11 protein-coding genes are annotated in these 12,286 nt (G+C 64.2%); 8 read left to right on the top strand and 3 right to left on the bottom strand.

The features are described 5' to 3' along the window. Positions 1 to 235: 235 nt before the first annotated feature. Positions 236 to 607 carry an ArsR/SmtB family transcription factor gene (locus ACVIIV_RS13095; RefSeq protein WP_456744552.1) on the bottom strand — a complete coding sequence of 124 codons (372 nt, stop codon included), beginning with the start codon at positions 605 to 607 and terminating at the stop codon, positions 236 to 238. Positions 608 to 715: 108 nt separating this feature from the next. On the opposite strand from ACVIIV_RS13095, the gene ACVIIV_RS13090 reads away from it, so the two are divergent. The 3 genes from ACVIIV_RS13090 to greA all read left to right on the top strand — a co-directional run bounded on the left by ACVIIV_RS13090 (position 716) and on the right by greA (position 6,182). Next, positions 716 to 1,885: an MFS transporter gene (locus tag ACVIIV_RS13090; protein WP_456744551.1), complete on the top strand. Its 1,170-nt coding sequence runs from the start codon at positions 716 to 718 to the stop codon at positions 1,883 to 1,885. A 142-nt stretch (positions 1,886 to 2,027) separates the two neighbouring features. Further along, positions 2,028 to 5,492 (top strand): carbamoyl-phosphate synthase large subunit, encoded by a 3,465-nt coding sequence (gene carB, locus ACVIIV_RS13085; protein WP_456744550.1) that lies wholly within the window; start codon positions 2,028 to 2,030, stop codon positions 5,490 to 5,492. A gap of 216 nt (positions 5,493 to 5,708) precedes the next feature. Continuing rightward, a complete protein-coding gene (gene greA, locus ACVIIV_RS13080) occupies positions 5,709 to 6,182 on the top strand; it encodes a transcription elongation factor GreA (protein ID WP_027525218.1) in 474 nt (157 codons plus the stop codon). 300 nt (positions 6,183 to 6,482) lie between these two features. Here greA and ACVIIV_RS13075 read toward each other — a convergent pair whose 3' ends face one another. Further along, complete coding sequence (locus ACVIIV_RS13075; RefSeq protein WP_027534298.1) at positions 6,483 to 6,962, bottom strand: Lrp/AsnC family transcriptional regulator; 480 nt, start codon at positions 6,960 to 6,962, stop codon at positions 6,483 to 6,485. A 266-nt stretch (positions 6,963 to 7,228) separates the two neighbouring features. Here ACVIIV_RS13075 and trxB point away from each other — a divergent pair, with 266 nt between their 5' ends. The 5 genes from trxB to ACVIIV_RS13050 all read left to right on the top strand — a co-directional run bounded on the left by trxB (position 7,229) and on the right by ACVIIV_RS13050 (position 11,194). Then, positions 7,229 to 8,194, top strand: coding sequence for a thioredoxin-disulfide reductase (trxB, locus tag ACVIIV_RS13070; RefSeq protein ID WP_456744549.1), 966 nt, complete (start codon positions 7,229 to 7,231; stop codon positions 8,192 to 8,194). A gap of 4 nt (positions 8,195 to 8,198) precedes the next feature. Beyond that, positions 8,199 to 9,122 (top strand): LysR family transcriptional regulator, encoded by a 924-nt coding sequence (locus tag ACVIIV_RS13065; RefSeq protein ID WP_025032176.1) that lies wholly within the window; start codon positions 8,199 to 8,201, stop codon positions 9,120 to 9,122. Between the two features lie 443 nt (positions 9,123 to 9,565). After that, entirely contained in the window at positions 9,566 to 10,474 is a 909-nt protein-coding gene (locus tag ACVIIV_RS13060; RefSeq protein ID WP_456744548.1) for a 4-hydroxy-tetrahydrodipicolinate synthase family protein, read from the top strand. A gap of 292 nt (positions 10,475 to 10,766) precedes the next feature. Next, the gene (locus tag ACVIIV_RS13055; RefSeq protein WP_165935876.1) at positions 10,767 to 10,916 is read left to right on the top strand and encodes a hypothetical protein; all 150 of its coding nucleotides are present in this window, start codon (positions 10,767 to 10,769) and stop codon (positions 10,914 to 10,916) included. Positions 10,917 to 11,047: 131 nt separating this feature from the next. After that, a complete protein-coding gene (locus tag ACVIIV_RS13050) occupies positions 11,048 to 11,194 on the top strand; it encodes a hypothetical protein (RefSeq protein WP_456744547.1) in 147 nt (48 codons plus the stop codon). A 184-nt stretch (positions 11,195 to 11,378) separates the two neighbouring features. On the opposite strand, the gene ACVIIV_RS13045 is transcribed toward ACVIIV_RS13050, so the two are convergent. Further along, positions 11,379 to 12,056: a ParA family protein gene (locus ACVIIV_RS13045; protein WP_027575286.1), complete on the bottom strand. Its 678-nt coding sequence runs from the start codon at positions 12,054 to 12,056 to the stop codon at positions 11,379 to 11,381. Between the last annotated feature and the right edge of the window lie 230 nt (positions 12,057 to 12,286).

Genomic DNA, 12,286 nt, shown 5'->3' with positions numbered 1-12,286 from the left:
AATCAGCTGTAGTGGCCTGTCGCACGCTGATCGGGAATAATCCTGATGGCCCGGTGGCGGAAGTGTCTACGCGGGGGCGGTGCATCGCTCTTCATCCTGGTTCAAATCCAGGCCGGGTCTCCACGCTTCGCCCCCGCGGGCTACACGTGGCGCAGCCACGCTAGCCCGCAGGGGCGAAGCGTGTCTGGCGTAGCTGGAGCGGAGCGAAAGCGTAGACGGACTGCCCGCGCCGACCTCAATCCACCTTCACTACATTACACTCCGGCAGCAGTTGAAGCCGGTCCGCATCCCTGGCTGCGGAGCTGATCACGGCGTCAAGCAGGCCCGGGAACCGCGCGTCCAGATCTTCCCGGCGCAGCCGCATGAACCGATTGGTTCCGGCCAGGCGCGTCTGCATCAACCCGCATTCGCGCAGCTTGGCGAAGTGGTAGGCGAGGTTCGACTTGCCGCCAAGCCCGCTGAAATCACCGCAGCAGAGTTCGCTGCTGACACGTTCTTGCTGGGCGAGCTGATAGACGATGGCGAGCCGGATCGGATCGCTCAGGCAATCCAGCACCATCGGCAGCTCGATCTGCTCGCGGTTCGGATGAAGAGGTGTGCGGCTCATGTGCAGATCATAGTGACGCGGCCATGATGTTCAATAGTTCTTGAACCGATTGACTCCTGAACCGCAGCATCCAATAGTTCAATAAACATTGAACATGAGGACTTTCCAATGAGCGTGTTCTGGCTGGCCCTGGCGGCCTTTGCGATCGGCACTGAAGGCTTTGTCATTGCGGGACTTTTGCCGGCAATCGCCACCGATCTTTCGATTTCGGTCTCGGCCGCAGGCCAATTGGTCACCGCCTATGCCCTCACCTATGCGGTGGGCTCGCCTATCCTCGCCGTGGCGCTGAACAACATCGACCGCCGCACCGTACTCGCCCTGGCCCTGACGACCTTCATTGCAGGCAACCTCGCGGCGATGGTCGCATCCAACTATGCCCTGCTGCTGGCCTCGCGGATGCTGATGGCGCTGGGCTCGGGGCTGTGCATGCCGACGGCACTTGCGGTGTCCGTGGCCGTCGCAGCGCCCGAACGGCGCGGGCGCGCGGTGGCGCTGGTCACCGCGGGGCTCACGGTTGCGACCGTGGTCGGCGTTCCCTTCGGCAACCTCGTCGGCAGCCTGCTCGGTTGGCGCGCGACTTTTGCCATGGTCGCCCTGATCGGCGCGGTCGCGCTCGCCGGCCTGTTGCTCGGCCTGCCCAAAGGCCTGCCGCGCAATACAGCCTCGCTCAGCGAACGGCTGGCGGTAGCGCGCCACGGCCACGTTGTGGTCGCGCTTCTGATTACGATGTTATGGGCGCTGGGCGGCTTCACGGTGTTCACCTATTTCGCGGTGCCGCTGCGCGGCCTCGGCTTCGACGACTCGCAGATCAGCCTTGCTTTGCTGGTGTTTGGCGGCGCGGCCGCGATCGGGAACATGCTTGGTGGCGTCCTGGCCGACCGGCTCGGCACGCTCGCGACCGCAGGCCTCGGGCTCGCCGGCATGGCAGGCGCCCTGATCCTGCATTCGCTGGTCCTGAAGCTGATGCCCGGCCAGGCGCATTACGCGGTGCTGGGCGCGATCTTCCTCTGGGGCCTCTCGGGCTGGGCGTTCTATCCGGCCCAGCTCGCCAGCATCATCCGGATCGAGCCGCAGGCCTCGATGATCGCGCTCTCGCTCAACGCATCGTCGATGTATCTCGGCTTCGCCATCGGTGGAGCGCTGGGCGGCGCGGTGCTGGCCACCCTGTCGCCGACCGACCTCGGCTGGATCGGCGGAACGAGCGTTGCGGCCTCGCTTCTGGTGCATCTCGCCCGTGGCTGGCAGGCCCGGCCAAAACCCGTCAAAATTGCCGGTTGATGGGCATTTTTCGGGGTTTCGCCGCCCCGAAAACTGGTCTAAGACCCACCCGCGCGCGAGGGAGACCCCGCGCTCTCGGCTTAGGGGACGCGCGGCAAGCGCGCCCTTTTTTTGTGCCCAAATTCCACTTCGGCGAGAGTTGATGCCCAAACGTACAGACATCACCACCATCCTGATCATCGGCGCCGGCCCCATCGTGATCGGCCAGGCCTGCGAGTTCGATTATTCGGGCACCCAGGCGGTGAAGACGCTGAAGGAGGAGGGCTACCGCATCGTCCTCGTCAATTCCAACCCGGCCACCATCATGACCGATCCGGAACTGGCCGATGCGACCTATATCGAGCCGATCACGCCCGAGATCGTCGCCAAGATCATCGAGAAGGAACGTCACGTCATTCCCGGCGGCTTTGCGCTGCTGCCGACCATGGGCGGCCAGACCGCGCTGAACTGCGCGCTGTCGCTGCGCCGGCAGGGCACGCTGGAGAAGTTCCACGTCGAGATGATCGGCGCCACCGCTGATGCCATCGACAAGGCCGAAGACCGCCAGCTGTTTCGCAACGCCATGGAGAAGATCGGGCTGCAGACGCCGAAGTCGCGGCTTGCCAACGCCTCCGAGCTGAAGAAGTCGTTCCGCGACAAATACCACGCCGAACGCGAGAAACTGTCAGGCGCGGCGCTCGAAGAGCTCGATCGGCAATGGACTCTCGGCGAAGGCGACCGCCGCAAGCGCTATCAGGAATATGCGCTGGGCCAGGCGATGATGGCGCTGTCCGAGATCGGCCTGCCCGCGATCATCCGCCCCTCCTTCACCATGGGCGGCACCGGCGGCGGCATCGCCTACAACAAGGAAGAGTTCCTCGACATCATCGAACGCGGCCTTGATGCGTCTCCCACCAACGAAGTGCTGATCGAAGAATCCGTGCTCGGCTGGAAAGAGTACGAGATGGAGGTGGTGCGCGACAAAAAAGACAATTGCATCATCGTCTGCTCGATCGAGAACCTCGATCCGATGGGCGTGCACACCGGCGATTCCATTACGGTGGCGCCTGCGCTGACGCTGACCGACAAGGAATACCAGATCATGCGCGACGCCTCGCTGGCGGTGCTGCGCGAGATCGGGGTCGAGACCGGCGGCTCCAACGTGCAGTTCGGCGTCAATCCCGAAGACGGCCGCATGGTCGTCATCGAGATGAATCCGCGCGTGTCGCGCTCCTCCGCGCTGGCCTCAAAAGCCACCGGCTTTCCGATCGCGAAGGTCGCCGCCAAGCTCGCCGTCGGCTACACGCTGGACGAGATCGCCAACGACATCACCGGCGGCGCCACGCCGGCCTCGTTCGAGCCGACGATCGACTACGTCGTCACCAAGGTGCCACGCTTCGCCTTCGAGAAATTCCCGGGCGCCTCGACCACGCTGACCACCTCGATGAAGTCGGTCGGCGAAGTCATGGCGATCGGCCGCACCTTCCAGGAAAGCCTGCAAAAGGCACTGCGCGGGCTCGAGACCGGATTGACCGGCCTCGACGAGATCGAGATCGAGGGCCTCGGCCGCGACGACGACAAGAATGCGATCCGGGCCGCGCTCGGCACGCCGACGCCGAACCGCATCCTTCAGGTCGCCCAGGCCATGCGGCTGGGCTGGTCGAACGAAGACATCTTCAACTCCTGCAAGATCGATCCGTGGTTCCTCGGCGAGATGCGCGGCATCGTCGAGATGGAGGAGAAGGTCAGGAAGAACGGCCTCCCCGGCAACGCCTTCGGCATGCGTACCCTGAAGGCGATGGGCTTCTCCGACGCGCGGCTCGCCGTGCTCGCCGAGACGACTGAGGCCGAGGTCAAGGCGAAGCGCCACGCGCTCGGCGTTCGCCCGGTCTACAAGCGCATCGACACCTGCGCGGCCGAGTTCGCCTCGCCGACCGCCTATATGTATTCGACCTATGAAGCGCCGTTTGCAGGAGCATCGGCGGACGAGAGCACGCCATCCGACAAGAAGAAGGTCATCATTCTCGGCGGTGGCCCCAACCGCATCGGTCAGGGCATCGAGTTCGACTATTGCTGCTGTCATGCCTGCTTCGCGCTGCACGATGCCGGTTACGAATCCATCATGGTCAACTGCAATCCGGAGACGGTGTCGACCGACTACGACACCGCCGACCGGCTCTATTTCGAGCCGCTCACCGCCGAGGACGTGCTGGAGATCATCGCGACGGAGCGCAGCAAGGGCACGCTGCACGGCGTGATCGTGCAGTTCGGCGGCCAGACGCCGCTGAAGCTGGCGCATGCGCTGGAAGCCGCCGAAGTGCCGATCCTCGGCACCTCGCCCGACGCCATCGACCTCGCCGAGGACCGCGACCGCTTCAAGCGCGTGCTCGACAAGCTTCGTCTCAAGCAGCCGAAGAACGGCATCGCCTACTCGGTCGAGCAGGCAAGGCTCGTCTCCGCCGATCTCGGCCTGCCGCTGGTTGTGCGCCCCTCCTACGTGCTCGGCGGCCGCGCCATGCAGATCATCCGCGAGGAGAACCAGCTCAACGACTATCTGCTCGGCACGCTGCCGGAGCTGGTGCCCGCCGACGTCAAGGCGCGCTATCCGAACGACAAGACCGGGCAGATCAACACGGTGCTCGGCAAGAACCCGCTGCTGTTCGACCGCTATCTGTCGGACGCGACCGAAGTCGACGTCGACTGCCTCTGCGACGGCAAGGACACCTTCATCGTCGGCATCATGGAGCACATCGAGGAAGCCGGCATCCATTCGGGCGATAGCGCCTGCTCGCTTCCGCCGCACTCGCTCGAACCTGAGATGATCGAGGAGCTGGAGCGGCAGACCCGCGAGCTCGCGCTCGGCCTCGACGTCATTGGCCTGATGAACGTGCAATACGCCATCAAGGACGGCGAGATCTACGTGCTCGAGGTCAATCCGCGCGCTTCGCGCACCGTGCCGTTCGTCGCCAAGGTGATCGGCACGCCGGTCGCCAAGATCGCCGCGCGCATCATGGCCGGCGAGAGGCTCGCCGACTTCAAGCTGAAGAAGGCGGCGCTCAAGCACGTCGGCGTCAAGGAATCGGTGTTTCCCTTCGCGCGCTTCCCCGGCGTCGACACGGTGCTTGGCCCCGAGATGCGCTCGACCGGCGAGGTCATGGGCATCGACCGCAACTTCGAGGTCGCCTTCGCCAAGAGCCAGCTCGGCGGCGGCACGCGGGTACCACGCAAGGGCACGGTGTTCGTCTCGGTGCGCGAAAGCGACAAGACGCGCATCGCCGACGCCGTCCGCGAATTGCACTCGCTTGGTTTCAGGGTGCTGGCGACCTCGGGCACCCAGCGCTTCCTGACCGACCAGGGCATCCCGACCGAGAAGGTGAACAAGGTGCTGGAGGGTCGGCCGCACATCGTCGATGCCATCACCAATGGCGACGTCCAGCTCGTCTTCAACACCACCGAAGGCCCGCAGGCGCTGGCGGACAGCCGTTCGCTGCGGCGCGCGGCCCTCTTGCATAAAGTGCCATATTACACCACTCTTTCCGGGGCCGTGGCGGCTGCGCAGGGCATCCGCGCGTATCTGGGCGGGGACCTTGAGGTTCGTACGCTGCAGAGCTACTTTTCGGAAACCTGATCGCTAGTGGCGGCGAAGCTTCCGCTAAGTGATTGGCGATGAAGCCACAATGGCCGCAGGAACTGTCCGGCCAGGTGGTGGTTCTGTTCCGGCGCTAAGCCCATATATCTGTCAATGTTCCGGCCGCCCCGCGTATCGGGCCCCGGAAGGACCGACGAATCAAGGTTGGTCGCCCCTCCCTGTTCTGGGGCGCACGACTGAAGGACGAGAGAGAAGATGGAAAAGGTTCCGATGACTTCGGCCGGATTTGCCGCGCTCGGAGAAGAATTGAAGCATCGCCAGTCCGTGGACCGTCCGCGGATCATCGAGCATATCGCGGAGGCGCGCTCGCACGGAGACCTGTCGGAAAACGCGGAGTATCACGCCGCGAAGGAAGAGCAGTCCCACAATGAGGGCCGCATCGCCGAGCTCGAGGACAAGCTCGCGCGCGCCGACATCATCGACATCTCGAAACTGTCCGGCGACACCATCAAGTTCGGCGCCACGGTGACGCTGGTCGACGAGGACACTGAGAAGAAGACGGTGTGGCAGATCGTCGGCGAGGTCGAGGCCGACGCCAAGAAGGGCCGCATCTCCATCACCTCGCCGCTCGCACGCGCGCTGATCGGCAAGAAGAAAGGCGCCTCGGTCGAGGTCAACACGCCCGGCGGCGCCAAGGCGTACGAGATCACCAAGGTGGAGTGGCGGTAAGCATTTGCCGCTGCTGAGACGATTTCAAAAGGCCGCGCGATGCGCGGCCTTTTTGTTTTGGCATGGTGCTGGGGTTTTGATGAACACACGCTCTCACCACACGTCATTGCGAGTGCAGCGAACTCTATCACCGTCACCCTGACGTGGCCGCTTCTTCAGCGGCCCTCGAAGGGCGACGGCCCAACTGTTGCCGCGCGCTGCTACATACGGGCCGTGCATCCTTCGAGGCTCCCCATGGGACGCGTTGCGTCCCATGCCTCGCGCCTCAGGATGACGGAGCTGATAGACCGCTTGGCGCGCCTATCTTCTTCCCTTCACGTCCAGCGGCACCGCCGCCTCGTATTTCGAATTGTGCAGCACCAGCGAGGTACGCACGTTGCGGACATGGGGCGCTGCGGTGAGGTGGGTGACGAAATCCTGGAAGGTCGCCATGTCGGGGGCGACGCATTTCAGGATGAAGTCGACTTCACCCGACAGCATCCAGCATTCCCGCACCAAGGGCTCGGCGCGGACAAACTCCTCGAAGGCGCGCAGGTCCGCCTCGGCCTGGCTGGACAGGTGCACGGCGGCGAACACGGTGACGTCAAATCCGAGCTTTCGCGCATCCAGCAGCCCGCGATAGCCGTGGATATAGCCCTCCTCCTCCAGCGCCCGGACCCGGCGCAGGCAGGGCGGCGGCGAAATGCCGACGCGCTTGGCCAGCTCGACATTCGTGATTCGACCGTCGGCCTGAATCTCGGCGAGAATTTTCAGGTCGATCTCGTCTAGGTTCCGCGACACGTGATTGGAACTCCTGCCCCTTGCGGCGGTATTGGGTGATTTGTCGAAATCCTCATAGCCCAGTCCATACGGTCGGCGCAATTTTATTGCGCGCGCAGCGCAATCGACTTTTGTTCCCTGTTGGAAAAATCCGCCGAGAGGGAATGCAATTCTTGCATGGCTCACCAGAAGGCTTAGATTAGCTCTGACATTTCAGCGCCTCCGCGAGGCCTCCCGGCACGTTCCGCGCCCGCGCTGCAAATCCCCCGTGAAAGGCGTCCATCGAAATGTCCGCTCCTGTTCATGCAAAGGTCGTCATTATCGGCTCCGGCCCCGCCGGCTACACGGCGGCGATCTACGCCGCGCGCGCGATGCTTGAGCCGATCCTGATCCAGGGCATCCAGCCCGGTGGCCAGCTCACCATCACCACCGACGTTGAGAACTATCCGGGCTTCGCCGACGTGATCCAGGGCCCCTGGCTGATGGAGCAGATGGAGAAGCAGGCGGTCCACGTCGGCACCAAGATCGTCACCGACCTGGTCACCAAGCTGGAGACTATGCAGCGACCGTTCCGTCTCACCTGCGACAGCGGCGACGTCTATCTCGCCGACAGCGTGATCCTGGCCACAGGCGCGCAGGCGCGCTGGCTCGGGCTGCCGTCCGAAGCGAAGTTCCAGGGCGGCGGCGTGTCGGCCTGCGCCACCTGCGATGGCTTCTTCTATCGCGGCAAGGACGTCATCGTGGTCGGCGGCGGCAACACCGCGGTCGAGGAAGCCCTGTACCTCACCAACCATGCCTCGCAGGTCACCATCGTGCATCGTCGCGATCACTTCCGCGCCGAGCGCATCCTGCAGGAACGCCTGTTCAAGCACCCGAAGATCAAGGTGATCTGGGACTCCGCCGTCGACGAGATCTGCGGCACCGAGAACCCGAACAAGGTCACCCATGTCCGCCTCAAGAACGTCAGGACCGGCGCGCTCAGGGACGTGAAGGCCGACGGCGTCTTCATCGCCATCGGCCATGCGCCGGCGACCGAGCTTGTTAAGGACCAGGTCAAGCTGAAACCGTCGGGCTATGTCGAGGTCGCCCCGAACTCGACCGCCACGTCGGTGCCCGGCCTGTTCGCCGCCGGCGACGTCGCCGACGAGACCTATCGCCAGGCCGTGACGGCCGCCGGCTTCGGCTGCATGGCCGCACTCGAAGCCGAACGTTTCTTGGCCCTTCGCGCCAGCGAGCGCGCGGCAGCGGAATAGAATCATGCCCCGAACACGCGACGGATTTACGGATATGGACTGGGACAAGCTGAAGGTGTTTCACGCGGCGGCGGAAGCGGGCAGCTTCACGCACGCGGGCGAGCAGCTCGGCCTGTCGCAATCGGCGGTCTCCCGCCAGGTCTCGGCGCTGGAGCAGGAGCTCTCGGTCTCGCTGTTCCACCGCCACGCCCGCGGCCTGATCCTCACCGAGCAGGGCGACCTGTTGTTCCGCACCGCGCATGACGTGTTCATGCAGCTGCAGGCGGCGCGCGCCAAGCTGACCGACAGCCGCGAGCGGCCGAGCGGTGATCTCAAGATCACCACCACGCCCGGCGTCGGCATCAACTGGCTGATCCCGCGGCTCGGCGAATTCACCGCGCTCTATCCCGAGATTCGGATCTCGCTGATCGTCACCGACGAGGAGCTCGACCTGTCGATGCGCGAGGCGGACGTTGCCATCCGTACCCGCAAGCCGACGCAGCCGGATCTGATCCAGCGCAAGCTGTTCGCGATGGGCTTCCACGCCTATTGCTCGCCGGAATACATCAAGCGCTTCGGCACGCCGCGCACGCTGGAGGAGCTCGACTCCCACCGCATCATCACGCTCAGCGACGGCAACTTCGCGCCGCATCTGCAGAACCGCAATTGGCTGATCGAAGCCGGGCGCAACGGCTCCGGCCCGCGCGAAGCCTATTTCAAGGTCAACAACATCCTCGGCCTCGTGCGCGCGTGCGCGCAGGGCCTCGGCATCGCGGCGCTGCCCGACTATCTGGTCGAGGAACAGAGCAAGCTCGTGCAGCTGTTCGGCGAGTCGGACTCGATCCAGCTCGACACCTACTTCGTCTATCCCGAGGAGTTGAAGACGGTCGCACGCGTGCAGGTGTTCCGCGATTTCGTGGTCAGCAAGGCGCAGCGCTGGCCGTCCTGATTTCCGCATGACTGACATGCGGCCTCGGCTGTTGCTGCATGGCACTCGGCAAGCCCATAATGTTTGCACGCTGAGCCTTCGCGTTGCGCATTTGTCCCCCTCCTCCAGTGGCGCGGGAGTTCAGTAATCCCTCTTGGAAGGTGATTGTGTCGGCCTCACGTGGCCAATACCTAAGCCGGGCCCTCGGGTCCGGCTTTTTTTCGTCAAGAATGGGCTTCGCCCTCCGCGTGTATTGACAGTTCCAGGCATACCCCGCATCATTTACACATGATCACGAAGTCGTGCGCAGTCGTCTCGAAAAAATGCCCCCATCCCGGGGCCTCGGATTTTTGCGCGCACTAGCTAGCTTCGTCATCGCTGCAAATCCCGAAAACCCCGCCGCCTGGACGGGGTTTTTTCATGTGCCTCCGTCTCAGGCTTTTTTCCCGAGAAGGAGATGGAACATGACCGGACTACGAGATCACTTGCATGGGCTGTGGCTGCCGCTGGTGACGCCGTTTCAGGGCGGCGCGCTGGACGAGAGATCGCTGCGGCGGCTGACGCGGCACTACAGCGCGCACAGCATCGACGGCTTCATCCTGGGGGCGACCTCCGGTGAAGGCATGACGCTGCGCGAGGCCGAGCTCGAACGTCTCGTCGCCGTGGTGCGCGAGGAGATCGCGGCCAGCGGCCGCACCGTGTCGATCTGCCTTGGGCTCTCGGGCGCGGACACCTCGCGCCTGCAGGAGCGCCTCGACGAGACCGCGGACTGGCCGATCGACGGATACCTGATCGCCAGCCCCTATTACGTGCGGCCGTCGCAACGTGGGCTGCTGGCGCATTTCGAGGCGCTCGCCGACCACGCCGCCTGGCCGCTCGCGCTCTACAACATTCCCTATCGCTGCGCGGTCAACATCACCAACCAGAACATGCTGCGGCTCGCCGAGCACAAGAACATCGTCGGCCTGAAGGATTGCGGCGCCAGCCGCGAGCAGTCGATCGCGCTGCTGCGCGACCGGCCGAAGGACTTTCGCGTGCTCACCGGCGAGGACGCCAACTATTTCGAGGCGCTCAGTGACGGCGCCGACGGCGGCATCGTGCTGTCGGCCCATGTCGAGACCGCGACGTTTGCAGCCGTGCATGCCGAGCTGAAGCGCGGCAACCACGACGCGGCGCGGGCGCGCTGGCACGAGGTCGCCGAGCTGACGCGGCTCCTGTTCACCGAGCCGAGCCCCGCGCCGGCGAAGTACTGGCTGTGGCGCAGCGGCCTGATCGACAGCCCCGAAGTGCGCCTGCCGATGGTGGAGGTGAGCAGCGAGCTCGCGGCCGCGATCGATCGCGAGATCGAGCGACGGACGAGGGTTGCGGCGTAGCGCGTCCACCCTCCCCTGGAGGGGGAGGGTCGGCGCGCGATCGAGCGAAGCGAGATGCGTGACGGGGTGGGGTGATCTCTCGACACGAGCGGTGCCGGACGCCGAGAGACCGTCACCCCACCCCGCTCGCGCTACGCGCGATCGACCCTCCCCCTCCAGGGGAGGGTAAGAGGCGACCGTGGTTAACGTCACCCCAATCCCTTTCGCAGCCGCCGCATCGTGCATCCACGGCTCGTTTACGCAATCGGGCCTATCGTTTCCGCAAAGGACCTTCCACAGAGGGGGAATGACCATGGGGCATCGCATCCGGCCGACGGCCGCGCGGCAATTCGCGCCGGCCGATCTCTTGCAGGGCATTCTGGTGGTGTCGTCGTTCGGGTTCTGGGCGGTGATGCTCGGCCTGATGCCGGTGCTGCTGTTTCGTCTCTGGCTGGTCGGCTGACGGACGGCGAGCGCGGGATGGTTAACCGTAGGTCACGGCTGTGCTCAAATGCGCAGGTCGCGGCGACCCGGAATCTTAAAGCATCCCGGCTAGCGTTGACGCCATAAGCGAAGAAATCGCGGAGGCGTTTTGTGAATAGTCATAATGAACTGGCGTCGCATTGCGACGCCGGACAGCAGGGCTTTACCACCGAGGATATTCTCTGGGCGACCGGCGTCTGGTCGGTGATCCTCACCTTGTCGCCGGTCATCGTGTTCTACATGCTGTTGGTAGCGTAAGGTTTCATTTCGTCATTCCGGGATGGCGCGATAGCGCCAGAACGCAGGTGCGCAATTGCGCACCGGGGAATCTCGAGATTCCGGATTCACCTTTCGGGCGCTCCGGAATGACAGTTGAAGCCGGAAACGCAAAACGCGCGGCTCGTCCGCGCGTTTTTCGTATCCAGGAAATGACCAATGAAAATTAAGCTGCCTGCTTGTGCATTGCGCCGGACGCCGACGCCGTGCCGCGAATGGCCTTGACCGAACGCTCGATCGCTGCCCAGAGCCTTGCGATCTCCTGAGCCGCACGGCTCTCGGCCTGATACTCGCGCGCGCCTTCGCCGTGGCTCAGCGCCATCAGCAAATCCGAACGGTTGGTGATCTGGCCGCCCCACACCGGAGCGCGGAATTTCGCCAGCGCTTCGCGGGCGATGGTGACGATCGGGCTTTCGGCCTCGTCACGGCGCGCCGGCGCACCGTTGAGCACGACCGCGTAGGGCTTGCGCGCGGCGCGGCACATCTGGATGGTTTCCTGCACCGCGTTGACGTCGAACACGCCGGGACGCGCCGGAATGATCACCATGGTCGCGTTGCGGATCGCATCGTCGACGACGGCCGACAGGTTCGGCGGCGTGTCGATCAACACCCATTCATAACCGTCGCGCTTGGCCGCGGAGACGATGCCGCTGACGGAGTTCACGGCAGCCTTGATCGGCGGCTCGTTGGTGCCACGCAGCTTGTGCCACAGCGTGAGCGAGCCCTGCGGATCCGCATCCACGAGCATGACCTGCTTGCTCGCCTTGATCTGCGCGGCGAGATGTGCAGCCAGGGTACTCTTGCCCGAGCCGCCTTTACGCGATGCAAAAACAATAACGTTCATACCTTCGGCCTCCAGATTGACCCCAGGCCGCGAAAATGAATCAGTGCGGTGATTCGGGAAAGAAAAATTTATCAGGGGTTGCGTTGGGGCCACGAAATAACAAGGCGTGTTGGCTTTTGAGTCACACTGCTTCGCAGCAGGGAGACACAGACCGCAACGAAACAGCGCTCGCCGGAGCGGTTTGTGCGCTTTTTGAGCAGCGGACGGGACAACACAACCTTGCCGGGCAA

This window comes from Bradyrhizobium sp. USDA 4354 (assembly GCF_054060315.1).
The sequence above is the reverse complement of the archived record's forward strand: the minus strand, read 5'-3'. Positions and strand labels throughout refer to the sequence as shown.

Coding starts and splice junctions, on each gene's coding strand:
- carB (WP_456744550.1), top strand. CDS start 2,028: ATGCCCAAACGTACAGACATCACCACCATCCTGATCATCGGCGCCGGC.
- ACVIIV_RS13045 (WP_027575286.1), bottom strand. CDS start 12,056: ATGAACGTTATTGTTTTTGCATCGCGTAAAGGCGGCTCGGGCAAGAGT.
- ACVIIV_RS13065 (WP_025032176.1), top strand. CDS start 8,199: ATGCCCCGAACACGCGACGGATTTACGGATATGGACTGGGACAAGCTG.
- ACVIIV_RS13060 (WP_456744548.1), top strand. CDS start 9,566: ATGACCGGACTACGAGATCACTTGCATGGGCTGTGGCTGCCGCTGGTG.
- ACVIIV_RS13055 (WP_165935876.1), top strand. CDS start 10,767: ATGGGGCATCGCATCCGGCCGACGGCCGCGCGGCAATTCGCGCCGGCC.
- trxB (WP_456744549.1), top strand. CDS start 7,229: ATGTCCGCTCCTGTTCATGCAAAGGTCGTCATTATCGGCTCCGGCCCC.
- ACVIIV_RS13090 (WP_456744551.1), top strand. CDS start 716: ATGAGCGTGTTCTGGCTGGCCCTGGCGGCCTTTGCGATCGGCACTGAA.
- greA (WP_027525218.1), top strand. CDS start 5,709: ATGGAAAAGGTTCCGATGACTTCGGCCGGATTTGCCGCGCTCGGAGAA.
- ACVIIV_RS13095 (WP_456744552.1), bottom strand. CDS start 607: ATGAGCCGCACACCTCTTCATCCGAACCGCGAGCAGATCGAGCTGCCG.